At 41.9% G+C, this 16141-nt stretch carries 20 protein-coding genes and 1 riboswitch; of the genes, 1 reads left to right on the top strand and 19 read right to left on the bottom strand.

Going from position 1 to position 16141, the window contains the following annotated elements:
• Positions 1 to 61: 61 nt before the first annotated feature.
• From JCM13188_RS15720 to JCM13188_RS15645, 18 genes are all read right to left on the bottom strand, one after another.
• Entirely contained in the window at positions 62 to 289 is a 228-nt protein-coding gene (locus JCM13188_RS15720) for a Spo0E family sporulation regulatory protein-aspartic acid phosphatase (protein WP_279401980.1), read from the bottom strand.
• A 77-nt stretch (positions 290 to 366) separates the two neighbouring features.
• Entirely contained in the window at positions 367 to 1473 is a 1107-nt protein-coding gene (locus JCM13188_RS15715; RefSeq protein ID WP_054754872.1) for a M14 family metallopeptidase, read from the bottom strand.
• Positions 1470 to 2093, bottom strand: a complete 624-nt coding sequence (locus tag JCM13188_RS15710; protein WP_054754871.1) for a hypothetical protein — start codon at positions 2091 to 2093, stop codon at positions 1470 to 1472. Before JCM13188_RS15710 ends, JCM13188_RS15715 begins: the two co-directional genes overlap by 4 nt.
• Positions 2094 to 2113: 20 nt before the next feature.
• On the bottom strand, positions 2114 to 2752 hold the full coding sequence (locus tag JCM13188_RS15705; protein ID WP_054754870.1) for a hypothetical protein: 639 nt from the start codon (positions 2750 to 2752) through the stop codon (positions 2114 to 2116).
• 507 nt (positions 2753 to 3259) lie between these two features.
• Complete coding sequence (locus JCM13188_RS15700) at positions 3260 to 3466, bottom strand: hypothetical protein (RefSeq protein ID WP_054754869.1); 207 nt, start codon at positions 3464 to 3466, stop codon at positions 3260 to 3262.
• Between the two features lie 319 nt (positions 3467 to 3785).
• Positions 3786 to 4805 (bottom strand): hypothetical protein, encoded by a 1020-nt coding sequence (locus JCM13188_RS15695; protein ID WP_279401979.1) that lies wholly within the window; start codon positions 4803 to 4805, stop codon positions 3786 to 3788.
• A complete protein-coding gene (locus tag JCM13188_RS15690; RefSeq protein ID WP_054754867.1) occupies positions 4765 to 4995 on the bottom strand; it encodes a hypothetical protein in 231 nt (76 codons plus the stop codon). The genes JCM13188_RS15695 and JCM13188_RS15690 overlap by 41 nt, the downstream gene beginning before the upstream one ends.
• Before the next feature lie 102 nt (positions 4996 to 5097).
• Positions 5098 to 6327, bottom strand: a complete 1230-nt coding sequence (locus JCM13188_RS15685; protein WP_054754866.1) for a YncE family protein — start codon at positions 6325 to 6327, stop codon at positions 5098 to 5100.
• A gap of 118 nt (positions 6328 to 6445) precedes the next feature.
• Entirely contained in the window at positions 6446 to 7168 is a 723-nt protein-coding gene (locus tag JCM13188_RS15680; RefSeq protein WP_054754865.1) for a YncE family protein, read from the bottom strand.
• Between the two features lie 109 nt (positions 7169 to 7277).
• Positions 7278 to 7362, bottom strand: a riboswitch (cyclic di-GMP riboswitch).
• Between the two features lie 522 nt (positions 7363 to 7884).
• Positions 7885 to 8817 (bottom strand): NERD domain-containing protein, encoded by a 933-nt coding sequence (locus JCM13188_RS15675; RefSeq protein ID WP_054754864.1) that lies wholly within the window; start codon positions 8815 to 8817, stop codon positions 7885 to 7887.
• A gap of 705 nt (positions 8818 to 9522) precedes the next feature.
• Positions 9523 to 10398: an efflux RND transporter permease subunit gene (locus JCM13188_RS21500; protein WP_369405101.1), complete on the bottom strand. Its 876-nt coding sequence runs from the start codon at positions 10396 to 10398 to the stop codon at positions 9523 to 9525.
• Positions 10383 to 10736 carry an efflux RND transporter permease subunit gene (locus JCM13188_RS21495; RefSeq protein WP_369405100.1) on the bottom strand — a complete coding sequence of 118 codons (354 nt, stop codon included), beginning with the start codon at positions 10734 to 10736 and terminating at the stop codon, positions 10383 to 10385. Before JCM13188_RS21495 ends, JCM13188_RS21500 begins: the two co-directional genes overlap by 16 nt.
• Positions 10733 to 11830 carry an efflux RND transporter permease subunit gene (locus tag JCM13188_RS21490; RefSeq protein ID WP_369405099.1) on the bottom strand — a complete coding sequence of 366 codons (1098 nt, stop codon included), beginning with the start codon at positions 11828 to 11830 and terminating at the stop codon, positions 10733 to 10735. The genes JCM13188_RS21495 and JCM13188_RS21490 overlap by 4 nt, the downstream gene beginning before the upstream one ends.
• Complete coding sequence (locus tag JCM13188_RS21485; RefSeq protein ID WP_369405098.1) at positions 11827 to 12576, bottom strand: efflux RND transporter permease subunit; 750 nt, start codon at positions 12574 to 12576, stop codon at positions 11827 to 11829. Before JCM13188_RS21485 ends, JCM13188_RS21490 begins: the two co-directional genes overlap by 4 nt.
• Positions 12576 to 12980, bottom strand: coding sequence for an efflux RND transporter periplasmic adaptor subunit (locus JCM13188_RS15665; RefSeq protein WP_054754863.1), 405 nt, complete (start codon positions 12978 to 12980; stop codon positions 12576 to 12578). The genes JCM13188_RS21485 and JCM13188_RS15665 overlap by 1 nt, the downstream gene beginning before the upstream one ends.
• A complete protein-coding gene (locus tag JCM13188_RS15660; protein ID WP_054754862.1) occupies positions 12977 to 13450 on the bottom strand; it encodes a biotin/lipoyl-containing protein in 474 nt (157 codons plus the stop codon). Before JCM13188_RS15660 ends, JCM13188_RS15665 begins: the two co-directional genes overlap by 4 nt.
• Positions 13447 to 14283 carry a TetR/AcrR family transcriptional regulator gene (locus JCM13188_RS15655; protein ID WP_054754861.1) on the bottom strand — a complete coding sequence of 279 codons (837 nt, stop codon included), beginning with the start codon at positions 14281 to 14283 and terminating at the stop codon, positions 13447 to 13449. The genes JCM13188_RS15660 and JCM13188_RS15655 overlap by 4 nt, the downstream gene beginning before the upstream one ends.
• 436 nt (positions 14284 to 14719) lie before the next feature.
• The gene (locus JCM13188_RS15645; RefSeq protein WP_054754859.1) at positions 14720 to 15205 is read right to left on the bottom strand and encodes a competence protein ComK; all 486 of its coding nucleotides are present in this window, start codon (positions 15203 to 15205) and stop codon (positions 14720 to 14722) included.
• Positions 15206 to 15411: 206 nt separating this feature from the next.
• Here JCM13188_RS15645 and JCM13188_RS15640 point away from each other — a divergent pair, with 206 nt between their 5' ends.
• A complete protein-coding gene (locus JCM13188_RS15640) occupies positions 15412 to 15594 on the top strand; it encodes a YjfB family protein (protein ID WP_054754858.1) in 183 nt (60 codons plus the stop codon).
• A gap of 44 nt (positions 15595 to 15638) precedes the next feature.
• Here the strand turns inward: JCM13188_RS15640 and JCM13188_RS15635 are convergent, their stop codons facing one another.
• A complete protein-coding gene (locus tag JCM13188_RS15635) occupies positions 15639 to 15908 on the bottom strand; it encodes a hypothetical protein (RefSeq protein ID WP_054754857.1) in 270 nt (89 codons plus the stop codon).
• Positions 15909 to 16141 lie beyond the last annotated feature (233 nt).

The raw sequence follows: 16141 nt of genomic DNA, 5'->3' as shown, positions 1-16141 counted from the left end.
TCAGTTAAATAAAAACCCCCACAAGATATCTAAAAACTTGTTGGGAGTGATGAGGATGTTGTTATTTGCCTTGGTTCTCTTTTAAGTTCCGATACTGCTCCAGTAGTAGGTCCAGTTCCTGACTTAATTGAATGGTGAGAGGATGGTCTAATCCATTGGCCATGCCCTCTTCAACCATCCTAGCGCGTAAGTTTGTGATCTGTTGATAGATCTGTTGCTCCCTGTCTAATCGTATAACAAACACCTCAATCATATCTTGTGGGGATAATATACTATATCCCCGCTTCATTATTATGAAACATTTGTACTATCTTTGATTAATCAAAAGGCCCTGCAACGACTGCAGGGCCCGAATAATTGGGGGGATTATTCTTGTATATTGATTGTTGCTTGATTATAGTTTTGGCTGCTGCCAAGTGGGTTGTAATTCTTCTCGATATTACCAGCTGGGTCGACGGAGAACCATTTGATTGTGGTGGTTTCATCGACCGTTAGGGTTTCGGCTGGTTCGCGTGTTCCACCAAGTTGTAAAACTTCAGATTCGAATGTTGGGCGGCTGCCGTCTAATGTATAATAAACGGTTGCAGGTTCGCTCGTTTCGAATCCGACTTCAACTGGGTTGTCATAATTACCTTTACCAGGGTTGATTTCAGATTTTGGTGGCTGATGATCCTTTGAATGCTGATACGCGACTTCAAAAAGTCCAATTAAGCCATTCGCAAACTCCATCGCTTCTTCGTGGCCTTCTTCATAAGGCGGCTGGAATCCAACACGTTCCCAGCGCTCTTCGTCTTCGTTCCAAAGGTCTGCGCCAACCTCGAAGTTCCAAGCATAAATACCTTTTTCATACCATAAATAGTCTGCTGAGTTTCCGCCTGCTGAGTAAAGTACATCTGGGATTGGACCCGTTCGGCTTGGCAGAATAACAGTACCTCTGTGGTCTTGAATTTTGTTTAAAATATGATTAGATGCTGACCAGTAGAAGGCTTCTTCTCCAGCTGTTGGTCTTGGTAATGGCTCTCGGTTTTCATCATAAGCTCCTGGTGACCACATGAAGTAGCCTCCGTAGCTATGAATGTTCATCGCGAAATCAATATTTTCAAATTCATCTGCTAGCCAGACTAAGTTTTGTGACTCAGGCTCAGAATGTTCTTCTGGACCTGCGTAAACCGCACTCGTACAGTTGGTCGATGCACCGACGTAACCGTCATGCACAGACCCAATCGAGTGGTTACGGTTTAGATCCACACCCCAGTAATCGCGAGCTCCAAAGTCGCTTAACTCCTCTGGGCAGTGGTTCGTCATATTTTTACGCTGCCAGTTGTAATCGTAAAAGCTGTAAGTCGCGCCGTCTGGGTTCATTGTTGGGATTAAGAAAATGTCTAAGTTATTAACTAGTTTCTTCGTGTCACCATCATGGGCGTAGTTACGAAGCAGGCGTTCAGCTGTTTCGATGGTCACAAGTGGTGTCACCCATTCACGTGCGTGCTCTTGTGCATATCCAAGTACACCTGGCTTTGAACCGTCACGATGCTTACCAATCTGAGTACTTTCACGGTTTGCGGCTCGCGTGAAATGTGATCTGGTGCGCTAAGACCGTCTGTTAAGTCTGCTGATGCTGGCTCAACTGGTGCGGAGCCTGGGTAGCCGCGATATGTCGATGCAGTGATGACGTCACCCGCTTCAGCGTTAAGAGCTTCAATAACGTCTTGCGCCGTACTCACGACTTCTCCGTTTTCATCGGTCTCAAGGTTCACCGTGATTTGATTATCGTTTACGGCTACTTCAAGATCAGTAGAATTTTCATCTGCTAATAGTTCAATAGAAAGGTCGTTTCCGCCTTCATGGCCCCAAGCTTCTGATGTGACGACAACAGCGGCGTTTGCTGTGGATCCTAGTGTTGCCTGAGCATGGCGCCTATAACCATTAGTCTCGTTCGGCATTTCAACGATTTCAACGAGGTCTGGGAATTCTTCTGCAAGCTGTTCCATTCGCTCGTTCAGTTCATGCGGGTCCATGTAGTGATCGATGAACTCTTTAGCATAGTGCTTTTTCGGATTCCCTGGCTTGTCATCACCTAACCATTCGGTCACTTCAGCTGTAACGTCATTACCTAAGTTACTCGTAACCGTGATTTGTTCAGGTACATCATCAATTGGTATGGAGAGGTAATGGTAAAGATACTCACCAAATCCGATTTTCGTTCTAACGTAATCGGGTCACCATTGCCTTCCCAGTCAGCCGTTAAGCTAGTACTCGAAAGCTCGCCCGCGCTAGATTTTACTTCTAAATATAGAAACGTTTCTGATTGATTCGTGAAGTGATTGGCACGCAAGAATTGAAGCTCCTCGTCTTCTGCTTCGATTTGGTTTTTCTCCTCTAAAGCCTGCGCGCGCTCATCCACACGCTCTTGCCAAATGTCACTCGTCATGAGCGTGTCTTTGACCGTGATTCCATATTGCGACAGTCTATCAATATCTGAATCTGTCACAACAGCATCAACTTCAAAGTTCCCATCCTTCATTTCTGCTCGGTGCGTTAAGTCAATTCCTAACCTTTGAAGCTGATCGAGCGCCTCTTCATTCGGCACTTCTAACTGTACAATCTGAGATGGTTCGCTCATCATCTCCACCGGCCTGTCCTCCAAATCCGCCGAGACCGATGGATTCTCGCTGGTGTTTGCATAAATTGTACCAATAGCTAGTCCTACGGTAGATGCAATCAACAACCATTTCACATGTTTAGCTTTCACCAATTCCTACCACCTCCATGAAAGATTAATTCTATCTTAATGTATTTTGTCGGAATTTTCTGTAGATAATGAGGCTCAATATTTCGAGGAGGTTCGACAGAGATTGACGAGAATAGGGATATTGGCTTGGTTAATTTGGGGAAGGGTGTCAAAGAGTTATGAGTCTAACAGATGCTTAATACGACAGAGCCGGACAGAATCTGCAAAATGCGGACAGTCTTACTCACGATGCGGACAAACTCGGCTGAAATGCAAACACAACTAATAAAGATACGAACAATTCAGGCGAAAATACGGACACTTTATCACGAGATACGAACACTTCTTTTCGAAATACAAACAATTCACAGTCGGATACGATCACTCCATTGAAGTTTTTACGACCTTGCCTAATAAAAACTTAGAAGGGCTTAAGCCCCCCTAAGTTACTGGTCAGTATTTACTTCAATTTTTAAACCACCAAATTTTTTTTAGCTAAGAGATTATATACTGCCACGATCACCATGCTTAGTAAGCCATAAAATAATATGAAGAAAATGGTGAGATAATCATTGGGCCGAATACTGCAATGAGTTCAGTGTTTCCTCCTGATATTCCAATAACAGTTGCAACTAAGCCTATGATAATCATGATAGATAGTGGTAATGCTAATAGGTATAACGTCACTTTAAATACACTTTTTAAACCGATCTTTTTAACTTCAACTTCGTTCATTATAACTCTCCTTTATTGAAAACAGCCCCTATTAAGGAGCTGTTTTCTTAGATGTTAGTTTCTTAATTTTTTCGTACTACTATGAATGCAGCGCCCACAATAACTAATCCAAACACCATCCACCAAATAACACTTGATGATGAATTGTTGCTAACTTGATCAGGTTCGCTTGCTGCTACTTCGTTCTCTTCTGGACTATCTTCTTCAGATGAGTCAGAGGTTGTTTCTTCATCAGATGGGTCTTCTTTTTCAAATACAGCATAAGTACTAAAGTGGTTTGTCTCAGCTGTTACAACGCCATCCTCATATGTTCCGCCGATTAACTCCCATTCTTCTCGTTCTTCATTGTAGTAATAAACCTTGACGTTATCTGGGTTTTGAACTTTTCAGGGTCGACTGTAAAACTTATTGTAACAGGTTCACTAAATTCACTAATCGTAGAATCGCCTTGACTAATCGTGTAATCATAAACGTCACTTAAGGCATCAAAGACGTTTTCTAAGCGATTAACATGAACGACGGTGTCATTCTCATTGCCTTCAAAAATAGATGACGGGATCGTAATTCTAGTCGTGACGCGTTCAACAGATATTTTGTTTCCATTTTCTTTTAAATACTCAATTTGTTCCTTTGTTAAGGACACACTCGAATCCGCCTCTTCATCATCTTTAAGATCAATATTAATCTCATCTCCGCTTCCCACATTCTCGAATGCTTCGTCTGTGACAATATGTGTGTCATTTACTTTAGAAACTTTAACTGTCACTATTTCCGGGGTTTGATTAGTTTCATCTTCATCGGTCTCTGAATTATTATTGTTTGATGTGCGATCATCTGTCTGGTTAGTATCATCTTCTTCTGTTGTATCTGAATCGTCAGAGTTATTTTTTGTTTCATCTTGATCTGAATCGCTTGAGTTATCATTCGTATCATCTTCTGGGTCGACTTCTTTTCCAAAATTGAAAGTTGACACTTTTGATTTTTCTGATTCAACACCGTCAATGATTTGGGAAACTTGGAAGTGCATCAACTTTCCATCCCATCGGTTATATAATTTTTCTAAAAAGGAAATTCTTGAGACTCTATAGTCAGATCTATGTGAATATTCTACTTCTCCATCTTCTGAATAGGCGTAAATTTTATAGCCTTCTGCCTTGGCATCTAAATTAAATCGTAATACAAAGAACATATCACCGTAGTCTTTTAATTCTTCTGGAGTCGCCTCGAAGCCGAGGAACGTTATTTTAGGCACTTTGAGGTCAATAGGTCCTTCTTCTTCTGGATCTTCCTCAATTTCTTCAAACGTATGTGACACTGTTTCGGAACTTTGTAGATTCATGACCATTAACCACATAGGTGATTTCAAAATTCATTGTTTTGCCAGCCCATTTGTTATAGGTCTCTTCCGCAAACCACAACTCAGGCTGAGTTAATTCTTCTACCTCGAACTTCTGATTTACCTCTTGATCTTCCGAATAAGCATAGACATTAAAGCCATCCATAAGTTTCTCTTGCTCAAATCGTAACAAAAAACGCTTCCGCGCCATATTCACTTAAATTCTCAGGTGTTTCTTTTAATCCATAATCTGTAATCACAGGCGTTGGGACCTCAAATGTATGCTGAATGGTATTCATCGACACCGATTCTTCGTTACCGAATTGAGCTTTAACTCAAATGATACATCTCGGCCGAGCCATTGTTTTAGTTGAGCATTTGTAACTTTTAGATTTTGCGCTATTACTGGTGCGTCTGTTATTGATGTAAATTTATCTAGCTCTTCATGTTTAGCATAGATTTTGTAACCATCTCCAGTCACTTGATCCCATGTGAATTCATATGAGCCATTATCGTGCTGAGTAAATGCGAGTTTTTGAACAATCCGATTTTGTAATTCATCTAATGATTTAAATTTATAGATGGCGTTATTTTCTGAAGTTGATAGATAAATGTTACCGCTTGAATCAGCAGCAGCGCTATTAACTGTCATGTCACTTGGGTACTCGAAAATAGGCTGGTTCGTTTCTTTGTTGTAGATTTTTCGATCGCTGAAGATATACGAATCTGAAATAGCAATGAGCTTGTCTCTGTTTTCAAAGAGTTGGACTTTACTATTTGTGATGTTCGTTTTATCAAATCTATGACCAGCATAGTAGAGATCGTTATTTTCCATTAAAATAGCTCGTTCTGGTAGGCTAAAACTAAATTCATATACAGAGATGTGTTCACCTGTTTCAGGATTTAACACAAGTAAATCTGAACCTGTAGACCCTGATTCACCTACATATAAATAATTATTACTAGAATCTAGATGAATGGCTGGTTCATAGTACGTATTCTTATTCGTATCATAGAATTCTAAAGCTTGTTCCGTGTTAGTTTGAAGGTCAATATGGTATAGAGTGACGTGTTGATCTAACGTTGCATAATTGATTTTCGTTCCATCTGTTGTGAGGTCGTATGGATTTTGTAAGGTCGTGATGTAATTAACGGCTGACCCCTGGGCGGTGCTCGTCGTTGCAATTTTAGTGCTTCCAGCTAGTGCGATGTACAGCTTATTATTGAGTAATTCTATATCTGTCGGAGCAGATCCAACAAATCTACTTTCTATGACTTCCATGGTCCCAGCGTTGATAACTAATAGCTGATTCTCACTTGTGGAAATCGCGTAGATTTTTTGATTTGGCTCGTCAAAAACCCACTTGTCTATTGGCTGGTTTAGGCTTAGTTTGTTGTTGTTAAATTGTGTTTGTGCAGTTTGGTCCGCATAATTGTCCTGGTTATTAAAGATCGTTTTATTCTGTGAATCGTACATGAGCCTCAGTTGTCCGTCTGATAAAACATGCGTGATGTTACTCGGCATTGTACCAACTATTCGGAATGTATTACGATCAAAGACACTTTCTTGTGAATAGACATAGTGATCGTCCGCGCCAATAATATTGGCAAGTCTCGATCCTGTTAAATTACTTTTGCTGAATTCATTCGTATAAAAACCGTGAATCTCCGCTAGGTCGTTTTATTAAATTTATGCCCTGCATAAAAACATCGTTTCCATCCACGGTGAAGTTACCTTTAGGAAATGGAAAACCGTAACTCCCACCATAAGTCGTTCGACTAAATAATGAATAGTCTTCAGTTGAGAAAGCTTTAAGACTAGAACCTGATGTACCGTGTTCAGCTGCATATAAGACTTTTGTTTCTTTGTCGAGATATAAGTCAGGCTCGCTAAATGGCGTCCAAGTATCACCTTGAATGACGACATCCGCTTCGGTCCCATCTTCTAAACTTTTTTCATAGATTTCATGGTTGTCTGAGTAAAAGAGTTGAGTAGAATTAACAGCAATATGGTAAGGCTCTAATTTCGTTGTGATCGTATTAGTGGTTTCCATCGTTGTGGTATCGATCACTTTTATGCTGTTTGTATTAGGTAGTGAAACGTAGATTTTGTTATTAAACAAATAAAGGTCAGCAGGGTTTGTACCTACTGTTGTGGTCTTGCTTATTGCTAGTGAACTATGAGTGATTTTATGTAATTTCCCTTCAGATGTAAGTGCATAAGTAACCTGGTTCGCATCATCCATTGTCCAATTAACAAGATTGCTCTCTAAATTGATTTGGTCTTCGGATGCGATACTAGAATTGCTAAAAGCTAATAAACTAATAATAATTGCGCCTATTAAGGCTATAGTCCTAAATTTCAATTTAATTCCCCCCTAATTTATTTGATTGTTGACGGTCCTCCTTTTTTAATAAATTTCACATAAAAAAGCCCACCAAAAAGATTGGTAGACTATGAATAATCCAATCCTTTTCGGCAACCCGGCTGTCTTAGTTCATTAACCTTAGACCCGCGGCTTTGCGCCCCCACCTTTCAATGGGTTTGCTATTATCGAAGGAGCTTTTTTATAATTAATAGGTAAAACGGTTCATGAAATTAACCTTACCAAAACTTATATCGGCATTTTTTCCTATAGTTTAAGTTAAATTTAAACAAAATTTTATGTTTTAGACAATTTTTGTAGTTGATTTGCATTACTTTCGCGCCATACCTTCAGATCTAAAGCGCGATGCGAACAGTTTTACTCTTGATGTGAACAGTTTTTGCTGAAATGCGAACACAACACTCTCAGATACGGACAATCCAAGCCAAAATACGGACAATTAATCACTAGATACGGACAGTTGATCCCCGGATACGAACACTTCTCTCAGAAATGCGGACAGTTTACTGCTTGATACAGACATATTCCTCAAAAATAGGATCTAAGTCTGATGCTTTTGCGCCCAAGCGCAAAAGCTCCCTTCTAAAATCAATATAAAAGGCTCCCAGCAAAACCGGGAGCCTACCTTATTTTACTTAAATATAAGCTTTTATTATACTCTATTAAATAATTAAAATCAGTTCGATAGTCATAATTCAGAATGTGTGTTTTGGGTTTCGTCCTTTAGTTCTAAAGTTTTGCTTTGCTAATAGTCTTCTAGAGGTGACTAAATCAATTTTCAACCATTCGCTTAGGGTATCTGAAGTGATCTCATGACCAAAGATTAAATAGTAATCTTTTAAAAACTCCTCTAACACGGTTTGGCTTTTGTACTTACAATTATTACACTCGAAACCGTTCCTGCGATACTGCATTGATTTTGTATGACAATAGTTACAAAAAGCACCCGGGATAAAGTCCTTTTTAGATAGATTCAATTCCTTTAATAGATTCATATCATACATTTCATTGTGACGCTGGAGATCTCTATATAGCTTTAACCTGTTCTGAATGTCAGGTTTATCTTTATATTTCGTTTTGAGATCATAATAAGCATGGCTAAGCTTGTAGCCTGATACAATTCTAGGATCTAATGGGATTGGTCCTTGTTGAATCATGACATTTTTGTTTGTGAAGACGACTAATGTTTCTATTGGGATATCATATCCTCTACTTTTTAGCCATTTCGTAAGAAGTCTAGCGTGTTTTTCGACCTGAAGAATCGGATCTTGGTAGCCGACTTCATCATTTCTCACTTTTTGATTCATGATTCCAGTTCGGTGATCGATTGTTACTTCGCCTGCTAGATTCTTGACTTGTAACAGGAGTAAAAACTTCACGCAGAATAGGAGGGTATCGATTTCAAAGTGAATAAATTCCGACTTCATTCGAAGGTTACTTAACTTCGGGATCTTCTCCAAAATATATTTTAAATGAAAATCAATCGATAGTTCACCATAATAACCTGAGCTTGACTTTGCAATATCTTCATCTAAATGAGTTTGAATTTGATGGTTCGGGATTAAGTTACGTCTCGTTGCTAGTTGTTTGAATAATTTAATCGGGGTCGGCTGATCATTCGCGTACAACAGATTTGCCTTCTTTCTAAGAGGGAGTTGTCAAGATTAGAGAAGTACCTAGCCTTCCCCGGAGCCAGGTTGTTCACACTCCATAGACACGAGTTTTGTTATTTTTGATGGAATCCTCGAACCTTCAACTAACCTTGACACCTTAGTTATACTACCTGGAATTGTCTGACACAAGGTATAGAAAATTAGGTTTTCTCTAATATAAAAACTCAATTTTCTAGTAGATATTTGACCTAACAAGACGATTCCTAAGATGAAAATTTAATTTTTATAAAAATGTATTTTCTTAATTTTTTGAATTCCTATTGAATGCGGATGATTTTATCTGAAATACAAACAAACTCCACCCGGATGCGAACACTTCACTCCGAAATACGGATAAACTTCGCTCGGATGCGAACACTCCTCCTCGAGATACAAACAAACTTCGCCCGGACGCGAACACTTCTCCCCGAGATACGGACAAACTCCACCCGGACGTGAACACTTCACTCCGAAATGCGGACAAACTCCGATAGGACGCGAAAGCTTCTCCTCGAGATACAAACAAACTTCGCCCGGACGCGAACACTTCTCCCCGAGATACGGACAAACTCCGCCCGGATGCGAACACTTCTCCCGCAGATACAAACAAACTTCACCCAGATGCGCACACTTTCCCTTTATAATACAAAAACCTCCCGCCGCGGCGGGAGGTTTCCATATTTAACTGCGCTTAGTAAATTTCGCTGCTAGGTCGTCGAACAACGTATAGACGACTGGGATAATCACCAGTGTTAGGATCATCGAGAATAGTAGCCCGAATATGATAACCACGGCGAGTGGTTGTTGGGCTTCGCCGCCTTCTCCGAGTCCGATTGACAGCGGGATCATACCTAATATCGTCGTGAGTGATGTCATCAGAATCGGGCGCAGACGGTTGGCGCCGGCTTCGATAATGGCTTCGAATCGTTCAATGCCTTTTCGCCTTAAGATGTTGATGTAATCAACGAGGACGATGGCATTGTTCACGACAATTCCGGCGAGCATGATCACCCCTATAAAGGCCGGAATCGATAGCGGCAGTCCAGTCACGAACAGTCCGAGAATAACCCCAATGATCATCGTTGGTAATGAGAACATGATGATAAACGGGTGCAGGAAGTTTTCGAACTGCACGGCCATGACGGCGTAGACTAGGAAGATTGAGAACACTAGGGCTAATGCTAGGTCTCCAAATGCTTCTTGCATGTCTTCGGCTTGCCCCCCGATATTGTATCCATAGCCTTCTGGGAATTCAAGTCCGCTAAGGCGTTCGTCAATGGCTGATGTCACAGTTCCTAGGTCGCTTCCGACAAGTCCTGCTGAGACGACCACGCGGCGCTGCTGGTTCTGTCTAGTTAGCGATGCTGGTCCTTCGACTTGCTCGATGGTTGCAAGCGTCTCTAGTCTAAGCTGCTCTCCTTGTGGCGTTGCAATTTTCAAGTCACGGATTTCTTCTAATGAATCGCGCTCTTCTTTTGGAAGCAGCACGCGCACGTCAAGCTCATTGCCTTCTTGTCTAAACTGGGTTGCGACCTGGCCGTTTAGTTTCGATGAAATTGGCCCATCACCTGAGAGCGCGTCATGCCGTACTGCGAGGCAACACTCTCATCCACGACAATCTGCATCTCTGGCCGGCCTTCGCTTGCTGATGAACTCGGGTTGTGAACGCCATCGATGTCGTTAATCAAAGTCACCACTTGGTCTGCGAGCTGCTGGAGCACGTCATGGTCAGGTCCTGTTAGTTCGACTTGAACAGGATCACCAGCACTGACGGATGCTCCTAGGACGTTCACATTAATGTCAGCTCCGGCAATGTCCTGGATTTGTGAGTCCCATTTTTTCATGACTTCTTGGGTGGACTCGGCACGGTCATCTTTCGGCACTAACTGGATCATGTAAGATGCACTATTGTCGTTGAGCCCATGCCCATTTGTCCGCCTGAGCTTCCGACCGTTGTAAAACTTGATTCGATTAACTCTTCATCTTTGGACATAATTTCATTCACTTGGTCTACGACATCCATCGTGGACTCTAAGTTCGTACCTGATGGTGTTTCAACCGAGATTTCAATTTGTCCTTGGTCCGCTTCAGGTATGAACGCAAGGCCAAGTTTTGGAATGAGCGCTAAACTTGCCGCAATCACAACAATCGTCGCAATCACACTTGTTTTTCTAAATTTCAAGGCGCGCTTTAAAATGCCTTGGTAAAAGTTAATAATTTTTCCAAGTAAGCGGTCGAACCAGTAACGGCGGCCATTTCCTTTGCTTAACTTTTTCAGCATCTTAGATGACAGCATCGGGATAATCGTTAAGGATGCTGCGAGTGATGCGATGAGCGAGAACGCGACCGTTAATGCTAGTGGTGTAAAAATCTCAGATGCGATGCCTTCAACGAATATAATCGGCAGAAAGACCACTAAGGTCGTAGTCGTTGACGCAATCACGGCTGGGGCGATTTCGGATGCGCCTAATTTAGCCGCTTCTTTCATTGAATAACCGCGCTCCCGGTACGTCACGATGTGCTCGAGTATGACGATGGCGCTGTCTACCATCATCCCGATTCCGAGCGCGAGTCCACCCATGGTTAAGATGTTGACGGTCTCACCCGTAAAGTACATCAGCGTAAAGGTCGTGATCACCGCAATTGGAATCGATAAACTGATGACCAGTGTTGCGCGGAAACTTTTTAAGAATAATAGTAGCACTAACACCGCAAACACGGCACCGAGTAATAAGTTTTGCACAACGGAATCAATCGACATACGGATGAAATCAGCTGTATCAAAGACAACGTTCAGTTCAACGCCTTCAGGCAAGTTAGCACGTGCTTCATCTAACTTTCCGCGAATCGCATCAGACACGGCAACAGTATTACCGTCTGTCTTTTTCAAAATGTTCATGACCACGGCTTCTTTTCCGTTAACGAGCGAATGGCCGGACGGATCGGTCACGCCACGCTCGACCGTTGCAACGTCACCTAGATTGATCATTGCGTTTTGCGGTGTTTGAATTTTGTTTCGCGAATATCTTCAAGTGATTCATATTCACCTAAAATTCGGATTTGAAGTTCTTGAGTTCCGCGTGAGATGACCCCTGCGGATGCAGACCGGTTCGAGCCTTGGATTGCCTGCATAACTTGCTGGGACGAGAGTCCGTATTGGTTCAGACGTTGCTGATCAAGCACAACACGAACTTCTTCGGTGACTCCGCCTTCGGTGCCGACAGAGCCGACGCCTTTTTGCCGTTCAAAAAGAGGCTGGATCTCGTTTTCGGCATAATCTTGCAAGGTCGCTTTATCGTCACCCGTTAAGCCGACCCACATAACTGGCATTTGCTGCGGGTCAAAGCGCAGGACGTTCGGTTCACCTGCACTGTCTGGGAGAAAGCCTTTTACTTGATCGACTTTTTCCCGTACGTTTAATAGAGCGTTATCTAAATTCGTGTCGGTTGAAAACATGAGGACGACGAGTGAATTCCCAGGCTGTGATTGCGCCTGGATCGTGTCGACCCCTTCAATCGTTGCGACCGATGATTCAATCGGTTTTGTGACGAGTTCTTCAACCTCCTGCGGTGCGGCGCCATCGTAGTTCGTTGCCACAACCGCAATTGGCAGGTCAATATCTGGATATAAATCGACGGATAAATTTCGGAATGACACGAAGCCGAGTGCTAGAATCGCAAGTACAATCATCGTCACCCCGACTGGTCTTTTTATGGATGAATTAACGAGGCGCATTATTCAGCCTCCTCGTTAATCGAAATATCTTGGCCATCTGATAACGTCAGCTGTCCGCGAACAACGATTTGGTCACCTTCACTTAAGGCACCTTCTTCTTTAGGCTTAACCGCCGTTTGTTTAGACTGCATACCGATGACCTCAACCGCTACTTGCGTTGCTTTGCCTTCTTTGGCGACAAACACCACACGATCTTCACCGCGGTCTACTACCGCTTCAGTTGGAACAATCAACACATTTTCAGCGATAATTTTTTCTAGTAAAACTTCAGCGGAAACTCCGGCTAAAATATTTTGTTTTATGTTATCAATTTCAGCTTGAACCTCAAATGTACCAGTTTCACCCGCTGTTTCTGCAACATTCGTTATTGTTGCTTTGCCTTCTTTTTCAAGTTGTGAAATCATGAACTTAATCTCATCGTCATCAGAGAAGTTTTTACTTCACCTGCAGGCACGTTAAACGTTAGGTTTAATGGATCAATTGCTGCGACAACTGCTGCTGGATTTTCACTTGTCACCATACGTCCCTCTGCCATGTTAAGCTTCTGGATTTGACCGTCCATTGGCGCTTCTAAATCGCGGCGACCGTACTGCGGATTCACGATTTCTGCTAAGACGTCGCCTTCTTCAACCGTGTCACCTAGCTCAACGTGGAGCTCATCGACTTCACCTGCAATTTGTGAAACGACAGGCATTTGGTCGCTCGGCATCGTGCGTGCCGCAAATGTTCTCGTTTCTGAAAAATCGTCTTGTGTGACTTTGTCAACTTCAACTGGTGTTGCAACTGCTTCTGTTTCTTCCTCTTCCGGTTCATCATTACAAGCAACTAATAAGCTGATGATTGCAATCAACATAAGTATCATCGTTCTCTTCATCGTATTTCACTCTCCAATGTTTTTTCTAATGATAAAACTTCCTCACTTATGGCGCTGAATTTCCTCAGGTGTTCGAGCATCGACTCGATAATAATGTGCTGCGGCGTGTCTTTTTGCAGCTCCTGTTCGATGACGTCCAGCGCTTCAAGGGCTTTATTCGAATCGTCTTTCACGACGCTATGTATTTTCTGTCTTATTTTTGTAAGCGATAAGGCGCGCTCTTCAAACACTTGTGGTAATCTTTGAATCGGCTGGCTACTCTGTTCTTTGATAAGGCCTTGGCACATATCGTCTAGCCTTCCAACAATGAACCTTGGCAGTGCGGCGCGGTCAATCGTCCTTTCATCAACGACCAGCCAGTTCGTGTAACTGTTGATCATTCCCTCTAACAGGACGGCCACATCATTTTCGTAAGGCTTGATGGAATCACCATAAATCGAAAGGATATTGTTCTTCGCCCAGTTAAAATTTTGCTGGCGCGTTTGAATGATAAACGACTCCGCATCGCGGCCAAGCGGCACCTGATCTCTTAAAAGCATCACGATGAGCGGCTTATTTTCTATAATAAAATCGAAGTAAATCTGGAGCTGTTTCATGAGTGCCTCTCTCGAATCTGACTCCTGCTGTGCTTCTTTCATTCTTTCCAATATCGTCGCATAGTAGTAGTCATAGATGGAGACAATCAGCTCTTCTTTTGACTCAAAATAATTATAAAACGAACCTTTCGCAACGCCCGCCTGGTCCGCAATCTCCTGAACCGACGTCGTATGGAAGCCCTTTTTCGCAAAAAGCTCAATGCTTCCCTGAATGATTCGCTTCTTCTTTTCATTCATTAAAATGACTCCTCTTTTCTCGTAGAATGACCAGTCAGTCACTTTCTAATATACTTAAGATTTATGGCAGATACAACCAAAAAGGATAGATAAATGTGAAGATGTTGTGAACGTGGTTTATGAACAAATCCTAAGTCAATGCGATCAGTATTAAGGGAAATGCGGACACTTTGGGTTCAAATGTGAACAGTTCTACCAAAAATACGAACAGTTTCTTTCCAGATGCGGACGCTTCGGCTTCAAATATGGACAATTCACCTAGGAATACGAACAATTTCACAGAGAATGCGTACACTTCAGCTTCTAATACGAACAGTTTCACAGAGTATACGAACAGTTCCGCGCAGCATATAAACAATTTCAGTTTAAATACTTACTTTTAAAGCAAAAAACACCTCCCCGCTCTTTTACGAGTAAAAGTTTGGGGTTAGGTGTTTTATGAGATGAAGCGATCTTTAAGAAAGTAGCCGAAAACGTGGGCGGCTAGCATGACCTGATTGTGCATTCGTGATGGTGGGATGTCGACATTGTAGGTCTGGTTGTTCGATAGCAAGACATTGCACTCGTCCTTTTTACCTGCTATTGGCACGCTATCCTTAACGTGACAGTAGGCAATCCATGTGCAGTCAGGGTGGCGCACTTTCATCGTTGGAATTAAGATGATGCCTTTGCTAGGTTCTACGGGTATTGGAATCATGACTTTCTTCTTCGTGACAAATTCGATGGCTTTTTTTCGACCGTCCAGAGTAGCCCCGCCTCGTGCGATGCAGGAAGAGTCAATGATTTGTATCGGTGTTTGTCTTGAGAGGATCGTTCTGTTGACTTCTATTATTTTACTCTGATAAATGGGATCATAATGAGGTGAAATAACCATCGTATGATTGTTTATAAAATAGTGGTCTACCTTTTCAATCGTTACCATGACAACTCCTCCTTTGTATTAGAATCACATTTTTCCTATACGTACATTATTTTACAATATTTTATAATTATTTGAATATTTTTTCTTAAAAAATTTGGTTCTATAAAGGAACTTTTATCTTATTGTTCTAGTTATATAGTCCTGTTTTGTTAAACATTTAGAAATTATGTCGATATTAGAGGAAAGACTCAAGTGAGGTGATGTGCATGGATGTCGCAGCGGCATCAGTAGTCATGAGTCAAGCTAAGCTGCAACAACAAGTGGGTGTGCAGATGATGAGTAAGGCTAAGGAACAGATGGAGGTTCAATCAGAGGGGTTACAAATGCTTATGCAATCTTCACAAGTCCCGCACCCGAATTTAGGTAATAGCTTGGATGTTAAGGCTTAGTTAAAGAAAGAAGCTTTCGCCACTTGAGCGAAAGCTTCTGTTTTTTATTGATCTTCTTCTTTATTATTCTCAGGGTCGTCCATGTCATCTTGCATCATGTCGTCTTCTTCATTACCCATGTCGCCATTCTCTCCGTTATTTTCACCCATACCACCATTGTCACCATTTTCGCCGCCCATGTCACCGTTCTCTTCACCAGTGTCGCCGCCACCATCATCTGGCTGCTCCTGATCTGGTTCTTGTTCTTCAGTGGCACAAGCTCCTAGTGTACCTAATACTAAAATCCCTGCCATTAGTAATTTAAGTAATTTCATATTTTGTACCTCCTATGTTGTATTTCTCAGGAATAGTGTTACCATATTTTTAACTTTTATCATGGATTTGGAAAATTTTTTTTGGAATGCTTCAAAAGTCTTATATTAAATGAGAATTCTATTGTTGAAATGTGCACAACGGACAGTTTTCCTCATGACGCGGACAATTCTTCACGAAACGCGGGCAGTTCTCCTCAGGATACGGACAATGTTTCCCCGGATGCGAACAGTTC

The sequence above is a fragment of the Piscibacillus salipiscarius JCM 13188 genome (genome assembly GCF_001311865.1).
Taxonomy (GTDB): domain Bacteria; phylum Bacillota; class Bacilli; order Bacillales; family Alkalibacillaceae; genus Piscibacillus; species Piscibacillus salipiscarius.
This window is presented reverse-complemented; position numbering and strand designations above follow the sequence as displayed.

Bases quoted from the DNA above. Each gene is read 5' to 3' on its own strand.
- JCM13188_RS15685 (WP_054754866.1), bottom strand. From the start codon at position 6,327: ATGCCGAGTAACATCACGCATGTTTTATCAGACGGACAACTGAGGCTC.
- JCM13188_RS15645 (WP_054754859.1), bottom strand. From the start codon at position 15,205: ATGGTAACGATTGAAAAGGTAGACCACTATTTTATAAACAATCATACG.
- JCM13188_RS21495 (WP_369405100.1), bottom strand. From the start codon at position 10,736: ATGATCCAGTTAGTGCCGAAAGATGACCGTGCCGAGTCCACCCAAGAA.
- JCM13188_RS15640 (WP_054754858.1), top strand. From the start codon at position 15,412: ATGGATGTCGCAGCGGCATCAGTAGTCATGAGTCAAGCTAAGCTGCAA.
- JCM13188_RS15720 (WP_279401980.1), bottom strand. From the start codon at position 289: ATGAAGCGGGGATATAGTATATTATCCCCACAAGATATGATTGAGGTG.
- JCM13188_RS15695 (WP_279401979.1), bottom strand. From the start codon at position 4,805: ATGAATCTACAAAGTTCCGAAACAGTGTCACATACGTTTGAAGAAATT.
- JCM13188_RS21485 (WP_369405098.1), bottom strand. From the start codon at position 12,576: ATGCGCCTCGTTAATTCATCCATAAAAAGACCAGTCGGGGTGACGATG.
- JCM13188_RS15660 (WP_054754862.1), bottom strand. From the start codon at position 13,450: ATGAAGAGAACGATGATACTTATGTTGATTGCAATCATCAGCTTATTA.
- JCM13188_RS15655 (WP_054754861.1), bottom strand. From the start codon at position 14,283: ATGAATGAAAAGAAGAAGCGAATCATTCAGGGAAGCATTGAGCTTTTT.
- JCM13188_RS15665 (WP_054754863.1), bottom strand. From the start codon at position 12,980: ATGATTTCACAACTTGAAAAAGAAGGCAAAGCAACAATAACGAATGTT.
- JCM13188_RS15700 (WP_054754869.1), bottom strand. From the start codon at position 3,466: ATGAACGAAGTTGAAGTTAAAAAGATCGGTTTAAAAAGTGTATTTAAA.
- JCM13188_RS21490 (WP_369405099.1), bottom strand. From the start codon at position 11,830: ATGATCAATCTAGGTGACGTTGCAACGGTCGAGCGTGGCGTGACCGAT.
- JCM13188_RS15635 (WP_054754857.1), bottom strand. From the start codon at position 15,908: ATGAAATTACTTAAATTACTAATGGCAGGGATTTTAGTATTAGGTACA.